26 protein-coding genes are annotated in these 25,094 nt (G+C 66.4%); all 26 read left to right on the top strand.

Annotated features, from left to right (window positions below):
* Nucleotides 1–133: 133 nt before the first annotated feature.
* The 26 genes from PSEWESI4_RS13285 (at nucleotide 134) to PSEWESI4_RS13160 (ending at nucleotide 24,596) form a co-directional block, all read left to right on the top strand.
* Nucleotides 134–439: an STAS domain-containing protein gene (locus PSEWESI4_RS13285; protein WP_187671686.1), complete on the top strand. Its 306-nt coding sequence runs from the start codon at nucleotides 134–136 to the stop codon at nucleotides 437–439.
* A 5-nt stretch (nucleotides 440–444) separates the two neighbouring features.
* A complete protein-coding gene (locus PSEWESI4_RS13280) occupies nucleotides 445–2,133 on the top strand; it encodes a fused response regulator/phosphatase (RefSeq protein ID WP_187671685.1) in 1,689 nt (562 codons plus the stop codon).
* 74 nt (nucleotides 2,134–2,207) lie between these two features.
* Nucleotides 2,208–2,564, top strand: a complete 357-nt coding sequence (locus PSEWESI4_RS13275) for an Hpt domain-containing protein (RefSeq protein ID WP_187671684.1) — start codon at nucleotides 2,208–2,210, stop codon at nucleotides 2,562–2,564.
* A gap of 136 nt (nucleotides 2,565–2,700) precedes the next feature.
* Entirely contained in the window at nucleotides 2,701–3,984 is a 1,284-nt protein-coding gene (locus PSEWESI4_RS13270; RefSeq protein ID WP_187671683.1) for a flagellar hook-length control protein FliK, read from the top strand.
* A gap of 188 nt (nucleotides 3,985–4,172) precedes the next feature.
* Nucleotides 4,173–4,700, top strand: a complete 528-nt coding sequence (fliL, locus tag PSEWESI4_RS13265) for a flagellar basal body-associated protein FliL (RefSeq protein WP_187671682.1) — start codon at nucleotides 4,173–4,175, stop codon at nucleotides 4,698–4,700.
* Nucleotides 4,701–4,709: 9 nt separating this feature from the next.
* Nucleotides 4,710–5,681 (top strand): flagellar motor switch protein FliM, encoded by a 972-nt coding sequence (gene fliM / locus PSEWESI4_RS13260; RefSeq protein ID WP_187671681.1) that lies wholly within the window; start codon nucleotides 4,710–4,712, stop codon nucleotides 5,679–5,681.
* 30 nt (nucleotides 5,682–5,711) lie between these two features.
* Nucleotides 5,712–6,170, top strand: coding sequence for a flagellar motor switch protein FliN (gene fliN, locus PSEWESI4_RS13255; protein WP_187671680.1), 459 nt, complete (start codon nucleotides 5,712–5,714; stop codon nucleotides 6,168–6,170).
* Between the two features lies 1 nt (nucleotide 6,171).
* Nucleotides 6,172–6,600 carry a flagellar biosynthetic protein FliO gene (gene fliO / locus PSEWESI4_RS13250; RefSeq protein ID WP_187671679.1) on the top strand — a complete coding sequence of 143 codons (429 nt, stop codon included), beginning with the start codon at nucleotides 6,172–6,174 and terminating at the stop codon, nucleotides 6,598–6,600.
* On the top strand, nucleotides 6,600–7,355 hold the full coding sequence (gene fliP, locus PSEWESI4_RS13245; protein ID WP_187671678.1) for a flagellar type III secretion system pore protein FliP: 756 nt from the start codon (nucleotides 6,600–6,602) through the stop codon (nucleotides 7,353–7,355). Before fliO ends, fliP begins: the two co-directional genes overlap by 1 nt.
* 178 nt (nucleotides 7,356–7,533) lie before the next feature.
* Nucleotides 7,534–7,803, top strand: a complete 270-nt coding sequence (gene fliQ / locus PSEWESI4_RS13240) for a flagellar biosynthesis protein FliQ (RefSeq protein ID WP_187671677.1) — start codon at nucleotides 7,534–7,536, stop codon at nucleotides 7,801–7,803.
* A gap of 3 nt (nucleotides 7,804–7,806) precedes the next feature.
* Entirely contained in the window at nucleotides 7,807–8,592 is a 786-nt protein-coding gene (gene fliR, locus PSEWESI4_RS13235; RefSeq protein WP_187671676.1) for a flagellar biosynthetic protein FliR, read from the top strand.
* Nucleotides 8,592–9,728, top strand: coding sequence for a flagellar biosynthesis protein FlhB (gene flhB, locus PSEWESI4_RS13230; RefSeq protein ID WP_187671675.1), 1,137 nt, complete (start codon nucleotides 8,592–8,594; stop codon nucleotides 9,726–9,728). The genes fliR and flhB overlap by 1 nt, the downstream gene beginning before the upstream one ends.
* A gap of 857 nt (nucleotides 9,729–10,585) precedes the next feature.
* Nucleotides 10,586–12,709 (top strand): flagellar biosynthesis protein FlhA, encoded by a 2,124-nt coding sequence (gene flhA, locus PSEWESI4_RS13225; RefSeq protein ID WP_187671674.1) that lies wholly within the window; start codon nucleotides 10,586–10,588, stop codon nucleotides 12,707–12,709.
* Between the two features lie 12 nt (nucleotides 12,710–12,721).
* Nucleotides 12,722–14,035 (top strand): flagellar biosynthesis protein FlhF, encoded by a 1,314-nt coding sequence (gene flhF / locus PSEWESI4_RS13220; RefSeq protein WP_187671673.1) that lies wholly within the window; start codon nucleotides 12,722–12,724, stop codon nucleotides 14,033–14,035.
* A 26-nt stretch (nucleotides 14,036–14,061) separates the two neighbouring features.
* A complete protein-coding gene (gene fleN, locus PSEWESI4_RS13215; protein WP_187671672.1) occupies nucleotides 14,062–14,901 on the top strand; it encodes a flagellar synthesis regulator FleN in 840 nt (279 codons plus the stop codon).
* Nucleotides 14,898–15,641: an RNA polymerase sigma factor FliA gene (fliA, locus tag PSEWESI4_RS13210; protein ID WP_187671671.1), complete on the top strand. Its 744-nt coding sequence runs from the start codon at nucleotides 14,898–14,900 to the stop codon at nucleotides 15,639–15,641. Before fleN ends, fliA begins: the two co-directional genes overlap by 4 nt.
* 90 nt (nucleotides 15,642–15,731) lie before the next feature.
* Nucleotides 15,732–16,106 carry a chemotaxis response regulator CheY gene (locus PSEWESI4_RS13205; protein WP_187671670.1) on the top strand — a complete coding sequence of 125 codons (375 nt, stop codon included), beginning with the start codon at nucleotides 15,732–15,734 and terminating at the stop codon, nucleotides 16,104–16,106.
* Nucleotides 16,107–16,125: 19 nt separating this feature from the next.
* Nucleotides 16,126–16,914 carry a protein phosphatase CheZ gene (locus tag PSEWESI4_RS13200; protein WP_187671669.1) on the top strand — a complete coding sequence of 263 codons (789 nt, stop codon included), beginning with the start codon at nucleotides 16,126–16,128 and terminating at the stop codon, nucleotides 16,912–16,914.
* Between the two features lie 10 nt (nucleotides 16,915–16,924).
* Nucleotides 16,925–19,141, top strand: coding sequence for a chemotaxis protein CheA (locus PSEWESI4_RS13195; protein WP_187671668.1), 2,217 nt, complete (start codon nucleotides 16,925–16,927; stop codon nucleotides 19,139–19,141).
* Nucleotides 19,142–19,184: 43 nt separating this feature from the next.
* Nucleotides 19,185–20,309: a protein-glutamate methylesterase/protein-glutamine glutaminase gene (locus tag PSEWESI4_RS13190; RefSeq protein ID WP_187671667.1), complete on the top strand. Its 1,125-nt coding sequence runs from the start codon at nucleotides 19,185–19,187 to the stop codon at nucleotides 20,307–20,309.
* Nucleotides 20,309–21,049, top strand: coding sequence for a flagellar motor protein (locus tag PSEWESI4_RS13185; RefSeq protein ID WP_187671666.1), 741 nt, complete (start codon nucleotides 20,309–20,311; stop codon nucleotides 21,047–21,049). Before PSEWESI4_RS13190 ends, PSEWESI4_RS13185 begins: the two co-directional genes overlap by 1 nt.
* A 12-nt stretch (nucleotides 21,050–21,061) precedes the next feature.
* Complete coding sequence (gene motD, locus PSEWESI4_RS13180; protein ID WP_187671665.1) at nucleotides 21,062–21,922, top strand: flagellar motor protein MotD; 861 nt, start codon at nucleotides 21,062–21,064, stop codon at nucleotides 21,920–21,922.
* A 31-nt stretch (nucleotides 21,923–21,953) separates the two neighbouring features.
* Nucleotides 21,954–22,742 (top strand): ParA family protein, encoded by a 789-nt coding sequence (locus PSEWESI4_RS13175; protein ID WP_187671664.1) that lies wholly within the window; start codon nucleotides 21,954–21,956, stop codon nucleotides 22,740–22,742.
* A 72-nt stretch (nucleotides 22,743–22,814) separates the two neighbouring features.
* Nucleotides 22,815–23,621 (top strand): CheW domain-containing protein, encoded by an 807-nt coding sequence (locus PSEWESI4_RS13170; protein ID WP_187671663.1) that lies wholly within the window; start codon nucleotides 22,815–22,817, stop codon nucleotides 23,619–23,621.
* A gap of 92 nt (nucleotides 23,622–23,713) precedes the next feature.
* The gene (locus PSEWESI4_RS13165) at nucleotides 23,714–24,193 is read left to right on the top strand and encodes a chemotaxis protein CheW (protein ID WP_187671662.1); all 480 of its coding nucleotides are present in this window, start codon (nucleotides 23,714–23,716) and stop codon (nucleotides 24,191–24,193) included.
* Between the two features lies 1 nt (nucleotide 24,194).
* Nucleotides 24,195–24,596: a DUF2802 domain-containing protein gene (locus PSEWESI4_RS13160; protein WP_187671661.1), complete on the top strand. Its 402-nt coding sequence runs from the start codon at nucleotides 24,195–24,197 to the stop codon at nucleotides 24,594–24,596.
* The last annotated feature ends 498 nt before the right edge of the window (nucleotides 24,597–25,094 follow it).

Here is a 25,094-nt window from a genome sequence, read left to right as displayed (position 1 = left end):
CTTGGTGGGCTGAAACGGAACGCCGCCCGGCCCACCCTACGCCCCCTACGAACGTCGTTGCTGGAAACGGTTGCCGCTGTCATCGCCGGATGCTAAATCTTCCACCACCACAATTGGCCATCAAGGAGCCAGTATGGCGATCACCGCACAACCCTCGACCGACGGCCAGGAACTGACCATCGCGATCCAGGGGCGTTTCGACTTCGGCGCGCATCAGGAATTCCGCGATGCCTACGAGCGTGTCAGCATCGCGCCGAAGCGCTATGTGATCGACCTCGAAGGCACCACCTACCTCGACAGTTCGGCGCTCGGCATGTTGCTCCTGCTGCGCGACCACGCCGGCGGCGACCACGCCAGGATCAGCCTGGTCAACTGCAACCCCGACGTGCGCAAGATTCTCTCGATCTCCAATTTCGGGCAGTTGTTCCAGATCACCTGACGACCATGCCCAATAACCGACTTGCCGTGCTGATCGCCGAGGACAATCCTGCCGATCGCATGCTGCTGTCGACCATCGTCGCCCGCCAGGGCCATCGTGTGCTGACCGCCGGCAACGGGCTGGAGGCGCTGGCGCTGTTCGAGCAGGAACGGCCGCACCTGGTGCTGATGGACGCGCTGATGCCGGTGATGGACGGCTTCGAGGCGGCCCGGCGGATCAAGCAAGTGGCCGGCGAAGAGCTGGTGCCGATCATCTTCCTCACCTCGCTGACCGAGAACGAAGCCCTGGTGCGCTGCCTGGAGGCCGGCGGCGACGACTTCCTGGCCAAGCCCTACAACCGCGTGATCCTCGAAGCCAAGATCAAGGCCATGGAGCGCCTGCGCCGCCTGCAGGCCACCGTGCTCGAACAGCGCGACCTGATCGCCCGGCACAACGAGCACCTGCTTTCCGAACAGCGGGTGGCCAAGGCGGTGTTCGACAAGGTGGCGCACTCCGGCTGCCTCGACGCGCCGAACATCCGCTACCTGCAATCGCCCCACGCGCTGTTCAACGGCGACCTGCTGCTGGCCGCCTACAAGCCGTCCGGCGGCATGCACGTGCTGCTCGGCGACTTCACCGGCCACGGCCTGCCGGCGGCGATCGGCGCCATGCCGCTGGCCGAGGTGTTCTATGGAATGACCGCCAAGGGCCATTCCATGACGGAAATCCTCCGCGAGATGAACGCCAAGCTGAAGCGCATCCTGCCGGTCGGCGTGTTCTGCTGCGCGACCCTGGCCAACATCAGCTTCCAGCGCCGCACCCTGAAGATATGGAACGGCGGCCTGCCCGACGGCTACCTGCTGCGCGGCGACGGCCGGCGGCAGCCGCTGGTGTCCCGCCACCTGCCGCTCGGCGTGCTCGCCCCGGACGTTTTCGACGACGCCTGCGAAATCTTTCCGCTGATGCCCGGCGACCGCCTGTTCCTGCTCTCCGACGGCGTGCTCGAGGCGGAGAATGCCGGGCAGCAACTGTTCGGCGAACGGCGCCTGCTCGATGTGTTCGACGCGAATCGCCAGCCGGAGCGGCTGTTCGACGAGATCCTGCAAGCGGTCGAGCGCTTCCGTGGCCAGGCGCAGGACGACGTCAGCATGATCGAGATCGACATGGTCGACGAGGATGCGCTGCCGTCCCCGCCGCTGGCCTTCGTCGATAGCGGGCAGAACAGCCCGCTGGACTGGTCGGCCAGCTTCGAATTCCGCGCCGAGACCCTGCGCCGCTTCAATCCGCTGCCGTTCCTCCTCCAACTGCTGCTCGAAGTGCGCGGCCTGCGCGCCCAGGGCGGTGCGTTGTACAGCGTACTGGCCGAACTCTATTCCAACGCCCTGGAGCACGGAGTGATGGGCCTGGACTCGTCGCTCAAGCGCGACGCCGTCGGTTTCGCCGACTACTACCGCGAGCGCGGCGAACGGCTGGCCAGCCTGGACAGCGGCTTCGTGCGCTTCCACCTGCTGGTGCGGCGGGATGCGCGGGGCGGCTGTCTGGAGGTTGGCGTCGAGGACAGCGGCGGCGGTTTCGACGTCGAGCGGGTGCTGGCCGAGCAGGGCGCGCTGGCGGGGTTCAGCGGACGCGGCCTGAGCCTAGTGCGCGAACTCAGCGAGCGCTGTTCCTGGGAGCAGGGCGGCAACCTGGCGCGAGTGGAGTTTCGCTGGGCGTGATCGAGCGCCGTGGGCGGCGCATCTGGCGGGCCGGTTCGTGCATAATCCGGCCAATTCATTCAGGGAGAGAAGCGGTGGCCGATCAGCATCTCGACAGCTCCGTGTTGCTGGGCCTGCAAGAGGTCATGGAGGACGAGTACCCGTTGCTGCTGGAGACTTTCCTGAGCGATTCCAGGGATCGTCTCGGCTCGCTGCGCGTGGCGTTGCGGGATGCCGACGCCCAGGCCCTGCGCCTGGCGGCGCACAGCTTCAAGGGCAGTTGCAGCAACATGGGCGCGCCGCTGCTCGCCGGCCTGTGCCGGGAGCTGGAGGACGTCGCCCGCCGCGAGCGCTTCGACGAGGCGCCCGAACTGCTCGAACGGATCGCCGCCGAGTTCGCCATCGTGCGCATCCTCCTCAAGGGCGAGCTCCAGCGCCATCGTTTCAACTGAACGGGGTAGGGTGGGCCGCCTGGCCCGTCACTTGGTTGAGTCTGTTTTGGTGGGCTAAAGCCCACGTTTCGTTTCATGACTTGGCCCGCCGCTTGCTATGTCCCAGGCACGACCCATCCCAGAACGGAGAGTGCCCATGGCCCTTGCCACCGACCCGCTACTCACCTCGGCCGCCGAGGTGAAGCCACGGGCGTCCGCGGCGAAAGCCCCGGACAAGGCCGCGGAACCGCGCAAGAACGAGGCTTCCAGCTTCGCCCAGATGTACGCCAAGGAGCGCCAGGCGAAGGCTGCCGAGCGCCAGGACGCGGCTTCCCGGACCCAGCGCGAGCGCAACGCGGAGCCCGCGCGCGGGAAAGACGATGGCGACAAGGTTGCCGCCGAGCAGTCCGGGATTGCCGATAGCGGCAAGCCATTGCCGGCCGAAGACGGCGACCCCGCCCAGACCGATCCCGCCCTGCTGCTGGCGTTGGGCGGGCAATTGCCGCCGGTCGATAGCCAGTTGGCGGAGGCCGCTCCGGAGCCCGTAGTGGGCGAAGGCGAGGGCGATCTGCCGCTGAACCTGTCGCCAGGCCCGAGCCTGATCGGTTCGGGCCCGGCCTCGATGACCGAGGCCAGCCACGATCCGCAGGTGGACACGCTGAACGAGGCGGCCAACCTCCAGTTGACCCTCGGCCTCGGCGCCAAGGCGCAGGCCGGTCCGTCCGCGCAGGCGGCTGCCGGTGGCGCGCAGCCGTCGGCGAACAATGCCCAGGGCTTCGCCGCGGCCTTGGCCGCGCTCGGCGATCCGACCAAGGCACAGGTAGAGTTCGACCTGGAGGCCGAGCTGTCGGTGAGCGAGCCGGACGCGGAGCTGGACGGACTCCTCGATACACGCGTGGAAACCCGCAACGAAGCCTTCGTCAATCGTCTGACGGCGCTCGGCCAGGCCATCCAGCAGGTGACGCCGGGCCAGCGTGCCGCCGAGGTGCCCGGCCAGCCGTTGTCCCTGCACCAGGGCAACATCAGCGAGGCGCTGGTCGACAAGGTGATGTGGCTGTCCAGCCAGAACCTCAAGTCCGCCGAGATCCAGCTCGACCCGGCCGAACTGGGGCGCCTGGAAGTGCGCATCCAGATGGTCCACGACCAGGCCCAGGTGAGTTTCGCCAGCGCCAACGCCGGAGTGCGCGACGCCCTCGAGGGGCAGATGCACCGCCTGCGCGAGATGTTCGCCCAGCAGGGCATGAACATGCTCGACGTCAACGTCTCCGACCAGTCGCTCAGCCGCGGCTGGCAGGGGCAGGGTGAGGGCGGTCGCGGCGGCTCGTCGCTGCGCGCTGGCAGCGAACTTGCCGGCGGCGACGAGGAAGTGACGGCGGGAGTCGGCGAAATCCGCAGCGCGCCCGGCACGGGTGGACGCGGGCTGGTCGACTATTACGCCTGATACGCAATCCCGTAGCCCGGATTGCATCCGGGCTACGGACTCGACCTGTATCGCGGCCATGGGCCGCTCCTGCGCTCGACAGCTTCTTCCCATCCTGATATATCCGCTGGCCTTCAAGCAGGTCTCGAGCAAGCTGGCACAGCCCTTGCTCAATACCTGGAAACCGCATCTAGCGACGGATTATTGGCATGGCGAAGAATCAACCGGCTCCCCTCCCGATCCCGCCCGGTGGCGCGGCCGAGCCGGCGGGCAAACTGAAGATCATCATCCTGATCGTGGTGGCCCTGCTGCTGGCGGTCGGCCTGTCCATCGCCGGCACCTGGTTCGTCCTCAACAAGGGCGCAGCCGGCGACGCCAAGCCCGCCGAGGCGGCCGCCGATGGCGCACCGCAGAAGCAGCCGGCGCTCTACGAAGTGCTGGCGCCGGCCTTCGTGGTCAACTTCAATCAGGGCGGCCGGCAGCGCTACCTGCAAGTCAGCGTCGCCCTGATGGCCCGCGACGAGGCCCAGCTCAAGGCGCTCAAGGTGCACATGCCGGTCCTGCGCAACGACCTGGTGATGCTGTTCTCCGGCCAGGACTTCGACTCCCTGACCACGCCGGTGGGCAAGGAGATGCTGCGCCAGCAGGCGACCGCCAAGGTGCAGGAGTTGGCGCAGAAGGAGACCGGCCACACGGTGGTCGAGCAGGTGCTCTTCACCAATCTGGTTTTGCAATAGGGGGCACCCATGGCCGTACAGGATCTGCTCTCCCAGGATGAAATCGACGCCCTGTTGCACGGGGTGGACGACGGGCTGGTCGAAGCCGAGGACGTGGTCGAGGAAGGCGGCGTCAAGAGCTACGACCTGTCCAGCCAGGATCGCATCGTCCGCGGACGCATGCCGACCCTGGAGATGATCAACGAGCGTTTCGCCCGCTACACCCGCATCAGCATGTTCAACCTGCTGCGCCGTTCCGCGGACGTGGCGGTCGGCGGCGTGCAGGTGATGAAGTTCGGCGAGTACGTGCATTCGCTGTACGTGCCGACCAGCCTCAACCTGGTGAAGATGAAGCCGCTGCGCGGCACCGGCCTGTTCATCCTCGACGCCAAGCTGGTGTTCAAGCTGGTCGACAACTTCTTCGGCGGCGACGGCCGCCACGCCAAGATCGAGGGCCGCGAGTTCACCCCGACCGAGCTGCGCGTGGTGCGCATGGTGCTCGACCAGGCCTTCGTCGATCTCAAGGAAGCCTGGCACGCGGTGATGGACGTCAACTTCGAGTACATCAACTCGGAGGTGAACCCGGCGCTGGCCAACATCGTCAGCCCCAGCGAGGTGGTGGTGGTATCCACTTTCCACATCGAGCTGGACGGCGGTGGTGGCGACCTGCACATCACCTTGCCCTATTCGATGATCGAGCCGATCCGCGACATGCTCGACGCCGGCGTGCAGTCGGACGTCGACGACCAGGACGAACGCTGGGTCAAGGCCCTGCGCGAGGACATCCTCGACGTGCGCGTACCGCTGGCCGCCACCGTGGCGCGGCGCCAGCTCAAGCTGCGCGACATCCTGCACATGCAGCCCGGCGACGTGATTCCGGTGGAAATCACCGACGACATGGTGATGCGCGCCAACGGCGTGCCGACCTTCAAGGTCAAGCTGGGCGCCCACAAGGGCAACCTCGCCCTGCAGGTGCTCGACTCCATCGAGCGTCAACGTTAATCCGATTCAGAGCCAGCCGAGGACATCCCCATGGCAGACGAAAACACCACCCCCGAGGAACAGGCACTGGCCGACGAGTGGGCTGCGGCATTGGCCGAGGCGGGCGATGCCAGCCAGGACGATATCGACGCCATGCTCGCCCAGGGCGAGGCCAAGCCGTCCGCGCCGCGCGCGCCGATGGAGGATTTCGCCGGCGTGCCGAAGAACAACGCGCCGGTCAGCCTGGATGGGCCGAATCTCGACGTGATCCTCGACATCCCGGTGTCGATCTCGATGGAAGTCGGCAACACCGAAATTTCCATCCGCAACCTGCTGCAGCTCAACCAGGGCTCGGTGATCGAGCTCGACCGCCTGGCCGGCGAACCGCTCGACGTGCTGGTCAACGGCACGCTGATCGCCCACGGCGAAGTGGTGGTGGTCAACGAGAAGTTCGGTATCCGCCTGACTGACGTGATCAGCCAGAGCGAACGCATCAAGAAGCTGCGCTGACATGCGTGCACTGCTCATTGCCTTGCTCGGCCTGCCGCTGACGACGCTGGCGGCCGAAGCCGACAAGGTCGCGGAACCGATGTCCACGGCCGGCGTGACCGGACAGATCGGCCAGTTGCTGCTCGGCCTGCTGCTGGTGGTCGGCCTGATCTTCCTGCTCGCCTGGCTGTTGCGCCGGGTGCAGCAGATCGCCCCGCGCGGCAACCAGGCGATCCGCATCGTCGCCAGCCAGGCGCTCGGCCCGCGCGACCGCCTGGTGCTGGTCGAGGTCGGCGGCGAGCAGATCCTCCTCGGCGTCAGCGCCGGGCGCATCAATACCCTGCACGTGCTGGCCGAACCGGTGAGCATGGCGGCCGGCGAGACGGCCCCCCCGGAATTCGCCCAGCGCCTGATGGAGCTGCTGGGGCGCGACCAGAAGGGCCGCTCCTGATGACAGCATTGCGCACCGCCCTGGCGCTGTTGCTGGCGTTCGCCGCGCCGCTGGCCCTGGGCGCCGACAATCCGCTGTCGGTCCCGGCGATCACCCTGTCCACCAACCCGGAAGGGCAGCAGGAATACTCGGTCAGCCTGCAGATACTGCTGATCATGACGGCGCTGAGCTTCATCCCGGCGTTCGTCATGCTGATGACCAGCTTCACGCGGATCATCATCGTCTTCTCCATCCTGCGCCAGGCGCTGGGCTTGCAGCAGACGCCGTCGAACCAGATCCTGATCGGCATGGCGCTGTTCCTGACCATGTTCATCATGGCGCCGGTGTTCGATCGGGTTAACCAGGACGCCCTGCAGCCCTACCTCAACGAGCAGATCCCGGCCCAGGAGGCGATCGCCAGGGCCGAAGTGCCGCTCAAGGACTTCATGCTGGCGCAGACCCGCACGTCCGACCTCGAACTGTTCATGCGTCTGTCCAAGCGCACCGACATCGCCAGCCCCGACCAGGCGCCGCTGACCATCCTGGTCCCGGCGTTCATCACCTCGGAGCTGAAGACCGCGTTCCAGATCGGCTTCATGATCTTCATCCCGTTCCTGATCATCGACCTAGTGGTGGCCAGCGTGCTGATGGCGATGGGTATGATGATGCTCTCGCCGCTGATCATTTCCCTGCCGTTCAAGATCATGCTGTTCGTGCTGATCGATGGCTGGGCGCTGATCATTGGCACCCTGGCCGGCAGTTTCGGGACGGTGTAGCGATGGGGGCCTGTTTTTGGATGACTCGCTTCGCTCACCCTTCGGGCCACCCTGAAGGGCGTTCGGTGCAAGCACCGTCCCGCGTTCGCGGGAATGACGTTGAAGAAACACCGGTGTCCGACCGTCGTCCCCGCGAACGCGGGGAACCAAAAAACCGGCGTAGGAACGAGGGCCTGACATGACTCCCGAAATAGCGGTAGACCTGTTCCGCGAAGCGCTGTGGCTGACCGCGCTGATCGTCGCCATCCTGGTGGTGCCGAGCCTGCTGGTCGGCCTGCTGGTGGCGATGTTCCAGGCGGCGACGCAGATCAACGAGCAGACCCTGAGCTTCCTGCCGCGCCTGCTGGTGATCCTCGTCACCCTGATCGTCGCCGGGCCCTGGCTGACCCGTCAGTTGATGGAATACAGCCAGACGCTGATCCACAACATCCCGCTGTTGATCGGCTGACCGATGAGCCCGCTGCTGGAACTGACCGACGCGCAGATCGGCGGCTGGGTCGGCAGCTTCCTGCTGCCGCTGTTCCGCATCGCCGCGTTGCTGATGACCATGCCGATCATCGGTACCCAACTGGTGCCGGTCCGCGTGCGCCTGTACATGGCGCTGGCCATCGTGGTGGTGATCATGCCCGGCTTGCCGGCGGCGCCACGCATCGAGGGCATCGGCCTGCCGGCGTTGCTGCTGATCGCCCAGGAGGTGCTGATCGGCGTCATGCTCGGTTTCGCCCTGCAGTTGTTCTTCCAGGCCTTCGTGGTCGCCGGGCAGATCGTCGCCACCCAGATGGGCCTCGGCTTCGCCTCCACGGTCGACCCGGCCAACGGCATCTCGACGGCGGTGGTCGGCCAGTTCCTCAGCATGCTGGTGACCCTGCTGTTCCTGGCCATGAACGGCCACCTAGTGGTCATCGAGGTGCTTACCGAAAGCTTCGTCACCCTGCCGATCGGCGGTGGCTTCCTGACGCAGCATTACTGGGAACTGGCCAACAAGCTCGGCTGGGTGCTCGGCGCCGGCCTGCTGCTGGTGCTGCCGGCGATCACCGCGCTGCTGGTGGTCAACCTGTCGTTCGGCGTGATGACCCGCGCGGCGCCGCAGTTGAACATCTTCTCCATCGGTTTCCCGCTGACCCTGGTGGTCGGCCTGATCATCTTCTGGATCGGCCTGGCCGATATCCTCGGCCAGTATCAGCCGCTGGCCAGCGAGACCCTGCAATGGCTGCGTGAGCTGGCGGGAGCGCGCTGATGGCCGAGAGCGAAAGCGGCGCCGACAAGAGCGAACAGCCCACAGAGAAACGCCTGCGCGAATCGCGGGAGAAGGGCCAGATCGCCCGTTCGCGGGAGCTCGGCACGCTGGCCATCCTGCTCGCCGGCTGCGGCGGCCTGCTGGCGTCGGGCGGTAGCCTGGCCGAAGCCCTGCTCGAGATCATGCGCGCCAACTTCAGCCTGCCGCGCGAGGTCCTGTACAACGAAGGGAGCATGGCGCTGTGGCTGCTGGCCTCCGGCAAGATCGCCCTCGATGCCCTGGTGCCGCTGTTCATTACCCTGCTGATCGCCGCCATCGCCGGCCCCGTCGCCCTCGGTGGCTGGCTGTTCTCCGCCGAGGCGTTGCAACCGAAGTTCAGCCGCCTGAACCCGCTGGCCGGGCTCAAGCGCATGTTCTCGGTCAAGGCGCTGGTCGAACTGCTCAAGGCCCTGGCCAAGTTCCTGGTGGTGCTGGCGGTGGCCCTGGCGGTGCTGGCCAGCGACCGTGACGATCTCCTGGCGATCGCCCATCAGCCGCTGGAGCTGGCCATCCTGCACAGCGTCCAGGTGGCCGGCTGGAGCGCGCTGTGGGTCTCCTGCGGGATCATCCTGATCGCTGCCGTCGACGTGCCGTTCCAGCTCTGGGACAACAAGCAGAAGCTGATGATGACCAAGCAGGAAGTGCGCGACGAATACAAGGACAGCGAGGGCAAGCCCGAGGTCAAGGGCCGCATCCGCCAGTTGCAGCGCGAGATGGCCGAGCGGCGCATGATGCAGGCGGTGCCCCAGGCCGACGTGGTGATCACCAACCCGACCCACTTCGCGGTGGCGCTCAAGTACGACCCGGAGAAGGGCGGGGCGCCGGTGCTGCTGGCCAAGGGTGGCGATTTCCTGGCGCTGAAGATCCGCGAGATCGCCCAGGAACACAAGGTCATGGTCCTCGAGTCACCGGCTCTGGCGCGGGCGGTGTACCACTCCACCGAACTGGACCAGGAAATCCCCGCCGGCCTCTATCTGGCGGTCGCCCAGGTGCTCGCCTACGTCTACCAGCTCCGCCAGTTCCAGGCCGGCAAGGGCAAACGTCCGGCACCGCTGTCCGACCTGCCGATCCCCCCGGACCTGCGCCGCGACGAATAGAGCAAAGCCGAGAAGAGCGCTGGAGGCTTAAGGCTGGACGAAAAAGCCCCCCAGCACGAAGCCCATCCTACGGGAGAGTTCGGGCGAAGAGTTCGGGACCGCGCCGTAGAGCTCTCTCTCCCTTCGGGAGAGGGCTGGTGAGGGGCGGGCTTTGGCGCGGGTACGAGCCTCGGGGAGGCTCCGGACCTCTGCCCGGTGGGCTAAAGCCCACCCGGTTTGGCTTCGGTGCCAGGGGGATATTCGTCCAGCCACGTAGCCCGGATTGCATCCGGGCTACTCGTCCGCTGTTGTAGGAGCCAGCTTGCTGGCGATGCTTTGGCGTTGCCGGGGATCGCGCGCATGGCGCGCTCCTACAGATCAGCATTGATGTTGACCTGTAGGAGCGGTCCATGGCCGCGATAAAAGGCTTGACGCAGAAGGTGCATGGCCAGCCCTGTAGCCCGGATGCAATCCGGGGGGGCTTCCCCGGATTTCATCCGGGCTACTCGTTCGCTGTTGTAGGAGCCAGCTTGCTGGCGATGCTTTGGCGTTGCCGCTGATCGCGCGCATGGCGCGCTCCTACAGGTCAGCATTGATGTTGACCTGTAGGAGCGGTCCATGGCCGCGATAAAAGGCTTGACGCAGAAGGTGCATGGCCGGAACGCTGTCCAGCCTCCAGCCTCCAGCCTCCAGCCTCCAGCCTCCAGCCTCCAGCCTCCAGCCTCCAGCCTCCAGCCTCCAGCCTCCAGCCTCCAGCCTCCAGCCTCCAGCGCTCTTTTCGGCTTTCCGCCCTTCAAGTTGGAACGCTTTCTGCAATCACCCCGCCAGGACGCATTTTCGCGTCAAAAGTTTGGATCAGTCGGGGTAGGGAAGTGGCAGTGGATCGCGCTCAGTTGATCGGCAATATGCGCAGCGGCCTGACGGGCCTGCGGCAGGGCAACCTTGGGGTGCCGCTGCTGCTGCTGGCGATGCTCGGCATGATGACGCTGCCGTTGCCGCCGTTCCTGCTCGACGTGCTGTTCACCTTCAACATCGCCCTGTCCATCGTGGTCCTGCTGGTCTGCGTGTACGCCCTGCGGCCGCTGGATTTCGCGGTGTTCCCGACCATCCTGCTGGTCGCCACCCTGCTGCGCCTGGCGCTGAACATCGCTTCCACCCGCGTGGTGCTGCTGCATGGCCAGGAAGGGCCGGGCGCCGCGGGCAAGGTGATCCAGGCGTTCGGCGAAGTGGTGGTCGGCGGCAACTACGTGGTCGGTATCGTGGTGTTCGCCATCCTGGTGATCATCAACTTCGTGGTGGTCACCAAGGGTGCCGGGCGGATTTCCGAGGTGTCGGCGCGCTTCACCCTGGACGCGATGCCCGGCAAGCAGATGGCCATCGACGCCGACCTCAACTCCGGGCTGATCGACCAGCCGGAAGCCAAGAAACGCCGCGCCGAGGTGGCCCAGGAGGCCGATTTCTACGGCTCGATGGACGGTGCCAGCAAGTTCGTGCGCGGCGACGCCATCGCCGGCCTGCTGATCATGTTCGTCACCCTGCTCGGTGGCCTGGGCATCGGTGTGCTGCAGCACGGCCTGTCGTTCAACGAGGCCGGGCGCATCTACGCGCTGCTGACCATCGGCGACGGCCTGGTGGCACAGATTCCCTCGCTGCTGCTGTCCACCGCGGCGGCGATCATGGTCACCCGGGTGTCCACTTCCGAGGACATGGGCCAGCAGGTCAACCGGCAGATGTTCGCCTCGCCCAAGGCGCTGGCGGTGTCCGCAGCGATCCTCATCGCCATGGGCCTGGTGCCGGGCATGCCGCACCTGTCGTTCATCGGCCTGGGCGCCATCGCCGGCGGTGCGGCCTACTGGATCGCCTACCGGCAGAAGCAGGTCAAGCAGCAGGCCGAGCAGGAGGTGCAGCGCCAGCAGGAACTGCTGCCGGCGCAGAAGGCCCAGGAGGTCAAGGAACTGGGCTGGGACGACGTCACCCCGGTGGACATGGTCGGCCTGGAGGTCGGCTACCGGCTGATCCCGCTGGTCGACCGCAACCAGGGCGGCCAGTTGCTGGCGCGGATCAAGGGGGTTCGCAAGAAGCTGTCCCAGGAGCTCGGCTTCCTGATGCCCTCGGTGCACATCCGCGACAACCTCGACCTGTTGCCCAACGCCTACCGTTTGACGCTGATGGGCGTCAGCGTGGCCGAGGCCGAGGTCTACCCGGACCGCGAACTGGCGATCAACCCCGGCCAGGTATTCGGCACCCTCAACGGCCTGGCCGCCAAAGATCCGGCGTTCGGCCTGGACGCGGTGTGGATCGAAGCCAGCCAGCGCGACCAGGCGCAATCGCTCGGCTACACCGTGGTCGACGCCAGCACCGTGGTCGCCACGCACCTCAACCAGGTCCTGCACAAGCACGCCCACGAGCTGATCGGCCACGAAGAAGTCCAGCAATTGCTGCAATTGCTGGCGAAAACCTCGCCGAAACTGGCCGAGGAACTGGTGCCCGGCACCGTGTCGCTGTCCACCTTGCTCAAGGTGTTGCAGGCGCTGCTCCAGGAGCAGGTGCCGGTGCGCGACATCCGGACCATCGCCGAAGCCATCTCGAATGCCGCCGCGAAGAGTCAAGATCCCGCCGCGATGGTTGCCGCGGTGCGCGTCGCGTTGGCCCGCGCAATCGTGCAAAGCATCGTGGGGCTTGAGCCGGAGCTGCCTGTGATCACCCTCGAGCCAAGGTTGGAACAGTTATTGCTAAATAGTCTGCAGAAGGCCGGCCAGGGCGCCGAGGAAGGCATCCTCCTCGAACCGGGCATGGCCGAGAAGCTGCAACGCTCCCTGGTGGAAGCGGCGCAGCGCCAGGAAATGCTCGGCAAGCCGGCGATCCTGCTGGTGGCCGGTCCGGTTCGGGCGATGCTGTCGCGCTTCGCCCGCTTGGCGGTACCGAACATGCACGTACTGGCGTATCAGGAAATTCCAGACAACAAGCAGGTCACCATCGTCTCCACGGTGGGCCAGAACTGAGGTCCATAGGCCATGCAAGTCAAACGCTTTTTCGCCGCCGATATGCGTCAAGCCATGAAGCTGGTCCGCGACGAGCTGGGCGCCGACGCCTCGATCATCGGCACCCGCCGGGTCGCCGGTGGCGTCGAGCTGACCGCCGCGCTGGACTATCAGGCGCCGGCCGCGCCGGTGCAGGCCAATCCCGCGCTGGAGGCCGAGCTGCGCAAGACCCAGGCGAAGATCGCTTCGGCCCAGGCCGAGCTGGCCTATCGCGAAGCGGGCGAGACCTTGAAGGACCGTCAACTTTTCGCCAACGAATCGCTGATCGCCCCCGAACTGCCGGCGACCCAGGTGAAGCTCGAGCGCCCGGCGCCGGTCGCCGCCCAGCCCGCTCCGGTGGTCGATCCGCTGGCGCTGGAGGCGATGCGTTCCGAACTGCTCGGCCTGCGCGAACTGATCGAAGTGCAACTGGGCTCCATGGCCTGGGGCCAGATGCAGAGCCGCCGCCCGCAGCAGGCCAACCTGTGGCGCCGTTTGCAGCGCATGGGCCTGCCGGCCGAGCTGTCGAGCAATCTGCTGGAGCGCGTGGCGTCCATCGCCGAGCCGCGCCAGGCCTGGCGCATGCTGCTCGCCCACCTGGCCCAGGCGATCCAGACGCCGAAGGAAGAGCCGCTGGAGCAGGGCGGGGTGATCGCCCTGGTCGGCCCGGCCGGCATGGGCAAGACCACCACCCTGGCCAAGCTGGCGGCGCGCTACGTGCTTAAGTACGGCGCGCAGAATGTCGCCCTGGTATCCATGGACAGTTTCCGCATCGGCGCCCAGGAACAGTTGAAGACCCTCGGCCGCATCCTCGACGTGCCGGTGGTCCAGGTCGATCCTGGCCAGTCGTTGACCCAGGCCCTGGCCCCGCTGGCGCGCAAGCGCATGGTGCTGATCGATACCGCCGGTCTGCCGGCCAACGATCCGGCCCTGCGCCTGCAACTGGAAACCCTGGCCAGCCGCGGCGTTCAGGCGAAGAATTACCTGGTGCTGGCCGCCACCAGCCAGAGCCAGGTGCTCAAGGCGGCCTACCATAGTTATAAGCGCTGTGGTCTGGCAGGCTGCATCATCACCAAGGTGGACGAGGCGGCCAGCCTGGGCGAAGTGCTGGGGCTGGCCATAGGCCAATGCATGCCGGTAGCCTATCTGGCCGATGGTCCACGGATTCCGGACGACCTGCAGGTGCCGCGAGGCCACCAACTGGTCAGCCGCGCCGTCAGCCTGCAAGCCCCCGACGAGCCGAGCGAGGAGGCCATGGCCGACATGTTCGCCGGTCTCTACCAGGGCGCCGCGCGGCGAGCCGGTTGAAAAAGGAAGCTGCCAAATGAAAAAGGTTGAATGACATGGGAATGCACCCAGTACAGGTGATCGCAGTCACCGGCGGCAAGGGCGGCGTGGGCAAGACCAACGTCTCGGTGAACCTGTCCATGGCCCTGGCCGACCTCGGCCGGCGGGTGATGCTGATGGACGCCGACCTCGGCCTGGCCAACGTCGACGTGCTGCTCGGCCTGACCCCCAAACGCACCCTGGCCGATGTGATCAGCGGCGAATGCGACCTGCGCGACGTGATCATCCAGGGCCCCGGCGGCATCCGCGTGGTACCGGCGGCGTCCGGCACCCAGGCCATGGCGCACCTGTCGCCGATGCAGCACGCCGGCCTGATCCAGGCGTTCAGCGACATCAGCGACAGCATCGACGTGCTGATCGTCGATACCGCCGCCGGGATCAGCGACGCGGTGGTCAGCTTCGTGCGTGCCTCCCAGGAAGTGCTGGTGGTGGTCTGCGACGAGCCGACCTCGATCACCGACGCCTACGCGCTGATCAAGCTGCTCAACCGCGACTACGGCATCAGCCGCTTCCGCGTGCTGGCCAACATGGCGCACAGCCCGCAGGAAGGCCGCAATCTATTCGCTAAGCTGACCAAGGTCACCGATCGTTTCCTCGACGTGGCGCTGCAGTACGTCGGCGCCGTGCCGTACGACGAAGCGGTGCGCAAGGCGGTCCAGAAGCAGCGCGCGGTGTACGATGCCTTCCCGCGTTCGAAATGTGCGCTGGCGTTCAAGTCGATCGCCCAGAAGGTCGACGGCTGGCCGCTGCCGGCCAACCCACGTGGTCACCTGGAGTTCTTCGTCGAACGCCTGGTCAAGCAACCTACCGTCGATTCGCCCGTATGACAGCAGCCACTGGACTTCGTATGTACAGCAAGGCACAGGCGCGTGACGCCCAGCATCAGTTGATCGAGCGCTATGCCCCCCTGGTCAAGCGCATCGCCTACCACCTGCTCGGTCGCCTGCCGGCCAGCGTGCAGGTCGAGGACCTGATCCAGGCCGGGATGATCGGCCTGCTCGAAGCCGCGAAGAAATACGACTCCAGCAAGGGTGCCAGTTTCGAGACGTTCGCCGGCATCCGCATCCGTGGCGCGATGCTCGACGAAGTCCGCAAGGGCGACTGGGCGCCGCGTTCGGTGCACCGCAACAGCCGCATGGTCAGCGACGCGATCCGGAAAGTCGAAGCGCGGACCGGACGCGACGCTAAAGATCACGAGGTCGCTGCCGAACTCCAATTGAGTCTCGAAGATTACTACGGCATCCTTGGCGACACTTTGGGCAGCCGCCTGTTCAGCTTCGACGACCTGTTGCAGGACGGTGAGCACGGTGGCCTGGCCGAAGACGCCGGACATTCCCAATCACCTGCGCGGGAACTGGAAGAGCAGCGCTTCCAGGGTGCCCTGGCGGACGCCATCGCCAACCTGCCGGAGCGTGAAAAGCTGGTGCTGTCGCTGTATTACGACGAGGAACTGAACCTCAAGGAGATCGGCGAGGTACTGGGGGTCAGCGAGTCGCGGGTCAGCCAGTTGCATAGCCAATGTGCCGCGCGCCTGCGTGCGCGGCTGGGTGAATGGCGCGCGCGCTGAACGGCGCTGTCAGGGCTAGTAGTTGCATTGAATTACGCACCCCGTGGGGGGACGTTTTAGGACTGACCGGAGGTCGAGTTGGACAAGAACATGAAAATCCTCATCGTTGACGATTTCTCGACGATGCGACGGATCATCAAGAACCTCTTGCGTGACCTGGGTTTCACCAATACCGCCGAAGCGGACGATGGCACCAGCGCGCTGCCGATGCTGCAAAGCGGCAATTTCGATTTCCTGGTGACGGACTGGAACATGCCCGGCATGACCGGCATCGACCTGCTGCGCGCGGTGCGCGCCGACGAGCGCCTCAAGCACCTGCCGGTGCTGATGGTGACCGCCGAGGCCAAGCGCGACCAGATCATCGAAGCGGCGCAGGCCGGGGTGAACGGTTACGTCGTCAAGCCATTCACCGCTCAGGTGCTCAAGGAAAAGATCGAGAAGATCTTCGAGCGCGTCAACGGCTGATCTCCGCCGCGAGGGCACTATGGATCACAACGACTCCCTGCTGGGTGACCTTGAGTCGACCCTGAAAACGCACGCCCGCGAACTGGTCGAAAACCTCGAGAAAGGCAATTTCGGCGAGGCCGTGCAGCTTATCCACGAGCTCAACAAGGCGCGCGACCGAGGCCTCTACCACGAGGTCGGCAAGCTGACCCGCGAGCTGCACAACGCCATCGTCAACTTCCAGGTCGACCCGCGCACGCCGATGGCCGAGGAGGTCTCGCAGATCACCGACGCCACCGAGCGGCTCAACTACGTGGTGACGATGACCGAGAACGCGGCCAACCGCACCATGGACCTGGTCGAGCAGAGCGCGCCGCTGGTCAACGACCTCAGCGACGAGGCGCAGCAGTTGAAGGCCGACTGGGACCGCTTCATGCGCCGGGAAATCGGCGCCGACGGCTTCCGCGAGCTGGCCAAGCGCATCGAGCTGTTCCTCGCCCGCAGCGAGCGCGACACCCAGAAGCTGTCCGCCAGCCTCAACGACATCCTGTTGGCGCAGGACTACCAGGACCTCACCGGCCAGGTGATCAAGCGTGTCACCCAACTGGTCACCGAGGTCGAGCGCGACCTGCTCAAGCTGATGCTGATGGCCAGCAGCGTCGACCGTTTCGCTGGCATCCAGCACAACCTCGACGAACTGCGCGAGGAACAAAAACAACAAAAAGGACCGTCGCGGGGTGAAGGTCCGCAGATCGCTGCCGATAAGCGTGATGACGTCGTATCCGGTCAGGACGATGTCGATGATCTGCTGTCCAGTCTTGGATTCTAGGGAGACATGAATGAGCTTCGGCGCCGATGAAGAAATCCTCCAGGACTTCCTGGTAGAGGCCGGCGAGATTCTCGAGCAGTTGTCCGAGCAACTGGTCGAACTGGAAGGACGGCCCGACGATGCCGACCTGCTCAACGCCATCTTTCGCGGTTTCCATACCGTCAAGGGCGGGGCGGGTTTCCTCCAGCTCAACGAGTTGGTGGAGTGCTGCCATATCGCCGAGAACGTCTTCGACATCCTGCGCAAGGGTGAGCGCAAGGTCGACGCCGAACTGATGGACGTGGTGCTCGCCGCGCTGGACGCGGTCAACGGCATGTTCGCCGAGGTCCGCGAGCGCAGCGACCTGACGCCGGCGTCCCCCGAGCTGCTGGCCGCGCTGTCGCGCCTGGCCGAGCCGCAGGGCGCCGACGAGCCGGCAGCCGCCGCTCCGGCGCCGGTTGCCGAAGCCGAACCGGAAGCCCCGGCGCCAGTGGGCGACATCACCGACAGCGAGTTCGAACAACTGCTCCAGGCCCTGGGCGACGACACGCCCGCCAAACCGGCCGCGGAAGGCGAGGGCGACGAGATCAGCGACGACGAGTTCGAAGCGCTGCTCGACCAGTTGCACGGCAAGGGCCAGTTCAACTCCGGCACCCAGGCCGCGCCGGAGGCCGAAGAGGCGGAGAGCGACGTGGCGGTCGCCGACGAGATCACCGACGACGAATTCGAAGCACTGCTCGACCAGTTGCATGGCAAGGGCAAGTTCAGCGCCGCCGCCGAGGCAGCCGCGCCGGTAGCGGCCACGGCCGCCGCCGGAGAGGCCGAGGGTGCCGTGGCCGCCGGTGGCGGCGAGCTGATCAGCGACGATGAGTTCGAGGCACTGCTCGACCAGTTGCACGGCAAGGGCCAGTTCAAGCCGGAAGCCGCCGATGTTCCCGCGACCCCGGCGGTCAACGGCAAGCCGGCTGCTGCGCCGGTCGCCAAACCTGTCGCGAAAGCGGAACCCAAGGTCGAAGCCAAGCCGGCGGCAGCGCCGCGCAGCGCGCCGGCGGCCAGCGACAAGGCCGTGGCGAGCGCCGAGGTGGAAACCACCGTGCGGGTCGATACCGCGCGCCTCGACGAGATCATGAACATGGTCGGCGAACTGGTGCTGGTGCGTAACCGCCTGGTGCGCCTGGGTGCCAACAGCAGCGACGAGGCGATGGCCAAGGCCGTGTCCAACCTCGACGTGGTCACCGCCGACCTGCAGACCGCGGTGATGAAGACCCGCATGCAGCCGATCAAGAAGGTGTTCGGCCGCTTCCCGCGCCTGGTCCGCGACCTGGCGCGCAACCTGAAGAAAGAGATCAACCTCGAGCTGATCGGCGAAGAAACCGACCTCGACAAGAACCTGGTCGAAGCCCTGGCCGACCCGCTGGTTCACCTGGTGCGCAACTCGGTGGACCACGGCATCGAGATGCCGGACGCCCGCGAAGCCAAGGGCAAGAGCCGCACCGGCCGCATCGTGCTGTCCGCGCAGCAGGAGGGCGACCACATCCTGCTGTCGATCACCGACGACGGCAACGGCATGGACCCCGACGTGTTGCGTGCCAAGGCGGTGGAGAAGGGCCTGCTGGACAAGGATGCCGCCGACCGCCTCAGCGAATCGGAGTGCTACAACCTGATCTTCGCCCCGGGCTTCTCGACCAAGGCCGAGATTTCCGACGTCTCCGGCCGTGGTGTCGGCATGGACGTGGTGAAGACCAAGATTTCCCAGTTGAACGGCACCATCGACATCCGTTCGAGCAAGGGCCAGGGCACGGTCATCGCCATCAAGGTGCCGCTGACCCTGGCGATCATGCCGACCCTGATGGTGATGCTCGGCGAGCAGGCGTTCGCCTTCCCGCTGGTCAACGTCAACGAGATCTTCCATCTCGACCTGTCGCGCACCAACGTGGTGGACGGCCAGGAAGTGGTGATCGTCCGCGACAAGGCGCTGCCGCTGTTCTACCTCAAGCGCTGGCTGGTCAAGGAGGCCGCCCACGAAACCCCGAGCGAGGGCCATGTGGTGATCCTCTCGGTGGGCACCCAGCGCATCGGTTTCGTGGTCGACCAACTGGTGGGCCAGGAAGAAGTGGTGATCAAGCCGCTCGGCAAGATGTTGCAGGGCACTCCGGGCATGTCCGGGGCGACCATCACCGGCGATGGGCGTATCGCCCTGATTCTCGATGTGCCGAGCATGCTCAAGCGTTACGCGCGGCGCGGTTGATTGATCGGTCGCCGGCCCTGGGCCGCGACCTGCAGGAGTGTTTATGGCAGTCAAGGTCCTGGTGGTCGACGACTCCGGCTTCTTCCGCCGGCGGGTTTCGGAGATCCTTTCTTCCGATCCCAATATCCAGGTCGTCGGCACCGCCACCAATGGCCGCGAGGCGATCGACCAGGCGCTGGCGCTGCGCCCGGACGTGATCACCATGGATTACGAGATGCCGATGATGGACGGCATCACCGCGGTACGGAACATCATGCAGCGCTGCCCGACGCCGGTGATGATGTTCTCGTCGCTGACCCACGAGGGCGCCCGCGTCACCCTCGACGCGCTGGACGCCGGCGCGGTGGATTTCCTGCCGAAGAACTTCGAGGACATCTCGCGCAACCCGGAGAAGGTCCGCCAGTTGCTCTGCGAGAAGGTCCACAGCATCGCGCGCGCCAATCGGCGTTTCGGCCAGTTCGCGGCGTCGGCTTCCTCCAGTCCTGCTACTACCGGTCACGCCACGCCGGCACCGACCAGCCATCGTCCGGCGAGCCCTGCGCCCGAGCGTTCGGCGCCGGCTGCTCCGGGCAGTGCTGCGCCGGCCAGCTCCGCGCCCCGTCGCAAGCACTACCGGCTGGTCGCCATCGGCACCTCCACCGGTGGCCCGGTGGCGTTGCAGCGGGTACTGAGCCGGCTGCCGGCCAGCTTCCCGGCGCCGCTGGTGCTGATCCAGCACATGCCGGCGGCCTTCACCAAGGCCTTCGCCGAACGACTCGACAAGCTCTGCCAGATCCGTGTCAAGGAAGCCGAGGACGGCGACCTGCTGCGCCCCGGCCTGGCCCTGCTGGCGCCCGGCGGCAAGCAGATGATGGTCGACGGCCGTGGCGCGGTGAAGATCCTGCCCGGTGACGAACGCCTCAACTACAAGCCCTGCGTCGACATCACCTTCGGCTCGGCCGCCAAGGCCTACGGCGACAAGGTGCTGGCGGTGGTGCTCACCGGCATGGGCGCCGACGGCCGCGAAGGCGCGCGGATGCTCAAGCAGGGCGGCAGCCAGGTATGGGCGCAGGACGAAGCGAGCTGCGTGATCTACGGCATGCCCATGGCGGTGGTGAAGGCCTCCCTGGCCGACGCCGTCTACAGTCTCGATGACATCGGCCCGCACCTGGTGGAGGCGTGTAGCTGATGGATGTGCTCAGCCTGATCGGCGTCATTCTCGCCTTCGTCGCCATCCTCGGCGGCAATTACCTGGAGGGTGGCAGCGCCGGCGCTCTGCTCAACGGGCCGGCGGCGCTGATCGTGCTGGGCGGCACCCTGGGCGCTTCCTTCCTGCAGACACCGGTGGTGGTGTTCAAGCGCGGGCTGACGATGGTGCGCTGGATCTTCTTCCCACCGCGCGTCGATCTGGTCGGCGGCATCAACCGGGTGGTCGGCTGGAGCACCACCGCGCGCAAGGAGGGCCTGCTCGGCCTCGAGGCGGTGGCCGACAGCGAGCCCGATCCCTACGCCCGCAAGGGCCTGCAATTGCTGGTCGACGGCGCCGAGCCGGAGACCATCCGCAGCATCCTCGAAGTCGACCTGTTCACCCAGGAGGGCCGCGACCTGCAGGCCGCCAAGGTGTACGAGAGCATGGGCGGCTACGCGCCGACCATCGGCATCATCGGCGCGGTGATGGGCCTGATCCACGTGATGGGTAACCTCGCCGATCCGAGCATGCTCGGCAGCGGCATCGCCGTGGCCTTCGTCGCCACCATCTACGGCGTGGGCTTCGCCAACCTGTTCCTGCTGCCGGTGGGCAACAAGCTCAAGGCCGTGGTGCTGCGCCAGTCGCGTTATCGCGAGATGCTCCTGGAGGGCATCCTGTCCATCGCCGAGGGTGAGAACCCGCGCTCCATCGAACTGAAGCTGCAAGGCTTCATGGACTGACGGGAGGCGCCCATGGCACGCAGGCGTCGCCACGAGGAGCACGAGAACCACGAGCGCTGGCTGGTGTCCTACGCGGACTTCATCACCCTGCTGTTCGCCTTCTTCGTGGTGATGTACTCGATCTCCTCGATCAACGAAGGCAAGTACAAGATCCTTTCCGAGACCCTGGTCGGCGTGTTCAACCAGCCGGACCGCTCGATCAAGCCGATCCCGGTGGGCGAGGAGCGGCCGCTGACCCCGCCGGATCGGCCGGAGAAAGAAGACGAAGTGCAAGGCGAGAAGGATGCTTCCCAGGCCTTGCAGGACATTGCCGAAAGCATGCGCGCGGCCCTGGGCGACCTGATCGAGACCGGCCAGGTGACCGTGCGCGGCAACGAGATGTGGGTGGAGATCGAGCTGAGTTCGGCGTTGCTGTTCTCCAGCGGCGACGCGCTGCCGCACAACCAGGCGTTCGACATTCTCGAGAAGGTCGCCAAGGTTCTGGCGCCGTACCGCAACCCGGTGCGCATCGAGGGCTTCACCGACAACCTGCCGATCGCCACGGCGCAGTTCCCCACCAACTGGGAGCTGTCCGCCGCGCGCGCCGCCAGCGTGGTGCGCATGCTGGCCATGGAGGGGGTCGCCCCCGAGCGGCTGGCGGCGATCGGCTACGGCGAGTTCCAGCCGGTGGCCGACAACGCCAGCGCCGAAGGCCGGGCGCGCAACCGCCGGGTGGTGCTGGTGGTGTCGCGCAACCTCGACGTGCGCCGTGGCGTGAGCGGCATGGGCAGCGAGCAGGCGGCGCCGAAGCGCACTGGCATGCAAACTGCACCGATGCCGGCAACAGCGGCTCCGCATACGGGAGTCGTCAATTCTCCGTCGCCGTCCCTGTGAGGACGGCACTGGTCCCGGTAGAGCGAATCCAATGAGAGTCTGGGCAATCGCCAATCAGAAAGGTGGCGTCGGCAAGACCACCACCACCGTCGCCCTGGCCGGCCTGCTGGCCGATGCGGGCAAGCGCGTGGTGGTCGTCGACCTCGATCCGCACGGGTCGATGACCAGTTACTTCGGCCACGATCCGGACGCCCTGGAGCACAGTTGCTTCGACCTGTTCCTGCACCAGGGCGGCGTGCCCCAGGGGCTGCCGGGCGAGCTGCTGCTGCCCACCAGCCACGAACGCATCTCCCTGCTGCCGTCGAGCACCGCGCTGGCCACCCTGGAGCGCCAGTCGCCCGGCCAGAACGGCCTCGGCCTGGTGGTCGCCAAGAGCCTGACTCAGCTCTGGGAAGACTTCGATTTCGCGCTGATCGACAGCCCGCCGCTGCTCGGCGTGCTGATGGTCAACGCCCTGGCCGCCAGCCAGCAACTGGCGATCCCGGTGCAGACCGAGTTCCTTGCCGTGAAGGGCCTGGAACGGATGGTCAGCACCCTGGCGATGATCAACCGCTCGCGCAAGCAGGCGCTGCCCTACAGCATCGTGCCGACCCTGTTCGACCGCCGCACCCAGGCGTCGCTGAGCACCCTGCGTTTCCTGCGCGATACCTATCCCGAGCACCTCTGGCAGGCCTATATCCCGGTCGACACCCGCCTGCGCGACGCCAGCCGGGCGGGCGTGACACCCTCGCAGTTCGATGCGAACAGCCGTGGGGTGATCGCCTACCGCGCGCTGCTCAAGCACATGCTGGCCCTGGTGCCGGCCATTCAGGTGGCCTGAAATGCGTCGTCGCTCAAGTCTCGCCGCCGTGCTGCCGATAGCTAAGGCAGTGCGTTCATCCAGGTTCCCGTCATGACCCGCTCCGTCGCCACCGCCACCCGCCCGCAACTGGCCCTGCAGTCCTATCTGGACGGCCTCTTGCAGGAGGCCGTCAGCGAACTGGCCGAGTCCGTGAGCCTCGCCGAGTTCGAGGCGGCGGTGCTCGAGGAGCAGGCCCGCGATTCGCGAGCGGTCGTCGCCGAGGCACCGGTCGTGCCCGAGCCGGCTCCACAGGTGGAAATACCCGTGGCGGCGCCGGTGCCGGCGGCTCCGGTGGTGGAAGTGCCCGCGCCGGTGGCCCCTGTGGTCGAGTTGCAGGCCGCCGACGTGCCGCCCCCCTTGCTGGAGCTGGGCGCCGATGGCCGCCCGGCCTGGGCCGAGGTGCCGTTCGAGTGCCTGCTGTTCGACGTCGCCGGGCTGACCCTGGCGGTGCCGCTGGTCTGCCTGGGCTCGATCTACCCGCTGGCGGACCAGGAACTGACGCCACTGTTCGGCCAGCCGGACTGGTTCCTCGGCCTGCTGCCGTGCCAGGCCGGCAACCTCAAGGTACTGGATACCGCGCGCTGGCTGATCCCGGATCGCTACCGCGAGGATTTCCGCCAGGGCTTGCAGTATGTGATCTCGGTGAACGGCTACGAATGGGGGCTGGCGGTGCATCAGGTCAGCCGGTCGGTCCGTCTCGACCCGGCCGAGGTCAAGTGGCGCAGCCAGCGCTCGCAGCGCCCCTGGCTGGCCGGCACGGTGATCGAACACATGTGTGCCTTGCTGGACGTCGCGGCGCTCGCCCGACTGATCGCCAGCGGAGGCGCCAAGCAACCGGCCGTTGGCCGGCCGCACTGAACCGACGCGTCTCGCCGGTGGGCGGGACTCTGTGTTAATAAGCGGGCTCACCCGCGCGTACCGCCGCAAGCGGGTATGGATGAGGTCAGGAAATGAAGAAAACGGCGATACAGGGCTCCGAAGATCCGATTCTGCAATGGGTGACCTTCCGTCTCGACAACGAGACCTACGGCATCAACGTGATGCAGGTGCAGGAAGTGCTGCGCTACACCGAGATCGCCCCGGTTCCGGGCGCGCCGAGCTACGTGCTGGGCATCATCAACCTGCGCGGCAACGTGGTGACGGTGATCGACACCCGCCAGCGTTTCGGCCTGGCGCCGGCGCCGGTGACCGACAATACCCGCATCGTGATCATCGAGGCGGACAAGCAGGTGGTCGGCATCCTCGTCGACAGCGTGGCGGAAGTGGTCTACCTGCGGCAGTCCGAGGTGGAGACCGCGCCGAACGTCGGCAACGAGGAATCGGCCAAGTTCATCCAGGGCGTGTGCAACAAGAACGGCGAGCTGCTGATCCTGGTCGAACTGGACAAGATGATGACCGAGGAAGAGTGGTCGGAACTGGAGACCCTGTGAGTTGATCGAGATCGCGCTGCTGCTTCTCGCCCTGGCCTGCGCGGCCCTGGCTTCCACCTGCGTGTGGCTGGCCCGGCGCCTGCGTGCCCAGGCCGAGGAGCAGGCCAGGCGCGACGCGGAGCATGACCGGCGCCTCAAGGAGCTGGCCAAGCGCCTCGACACCTACCTCGCCGGCAGCATCCGCATGGGCGAGGAACTCTACGAGCTGCGCCGCACCGTGGCGCCGCTGCCGGACAAGTTGCAGCAGATGGAACAACGCGATCCTTCCAGCCTGTCCTTCACCCAGGCCGCGCGCCTGGTCGGTCTCGGCGCCAGCGTCGACGACCTCACCCAATCCTGCGGCCTCAGCCGCGCCGAAGCCGAACTGGTCGCCAAACTGCACCAGGGCAAGCCGAAGGGCTGAGCCTTTTGGGCTCTCGCGAACGCGGGAGCGACAGGGGGGACATGCTCGGAGTCTCCCCTGTCATTCCCGCGAACGCGGGGAACCAATGAACCACGGCCATACCCCCGAGTCGCGAGCAGAGACCGCCTACAGGTCAACATCAATGCTGACCTGTAGGAGCGCGCCATGCGCGCGATCCTCGGCAACGCCAAAGCATCGCCAGCAAGCTGGCTCCTACAACAGCGAACGAGTAGCCCGGATGCAATCCGGGGAAACCCTCCCGGATTGCATCCGGGCTACATGGCTGGCCATGCACCTTCTGCGTCAAACCTTTTTTCGCGGCCATGGACCGCTCCTACAGGTCAACATCAATGCTGACCTGTAGGAGCGCGCCATGCGCGCGATCACCGGCAACGCCAGAGCATCGCCAGCAAGCTGGCTCCTACAACAGCGAACGAGTAGCCCGGATGCAATCCGGGGAAACCCTCCCGGATTGCATCCGGGCTACATGGCTGGCCA

Source organism: Zestomonas carbonaria, assembly GCF_904061905.1.
Lineage (GTDB): Bacteria > Pseudomonadota > Gammaproteobacteria > Pseudomonadales > Pseudomonadaceae > Aquipseudomonas > Aquipseudomonas carbonaria.
The sequence above is the reverse complement of the archived record's forward strand: the minus strand, read 5'-3'. Positions and strand labels throughout refer to the sequence as shown.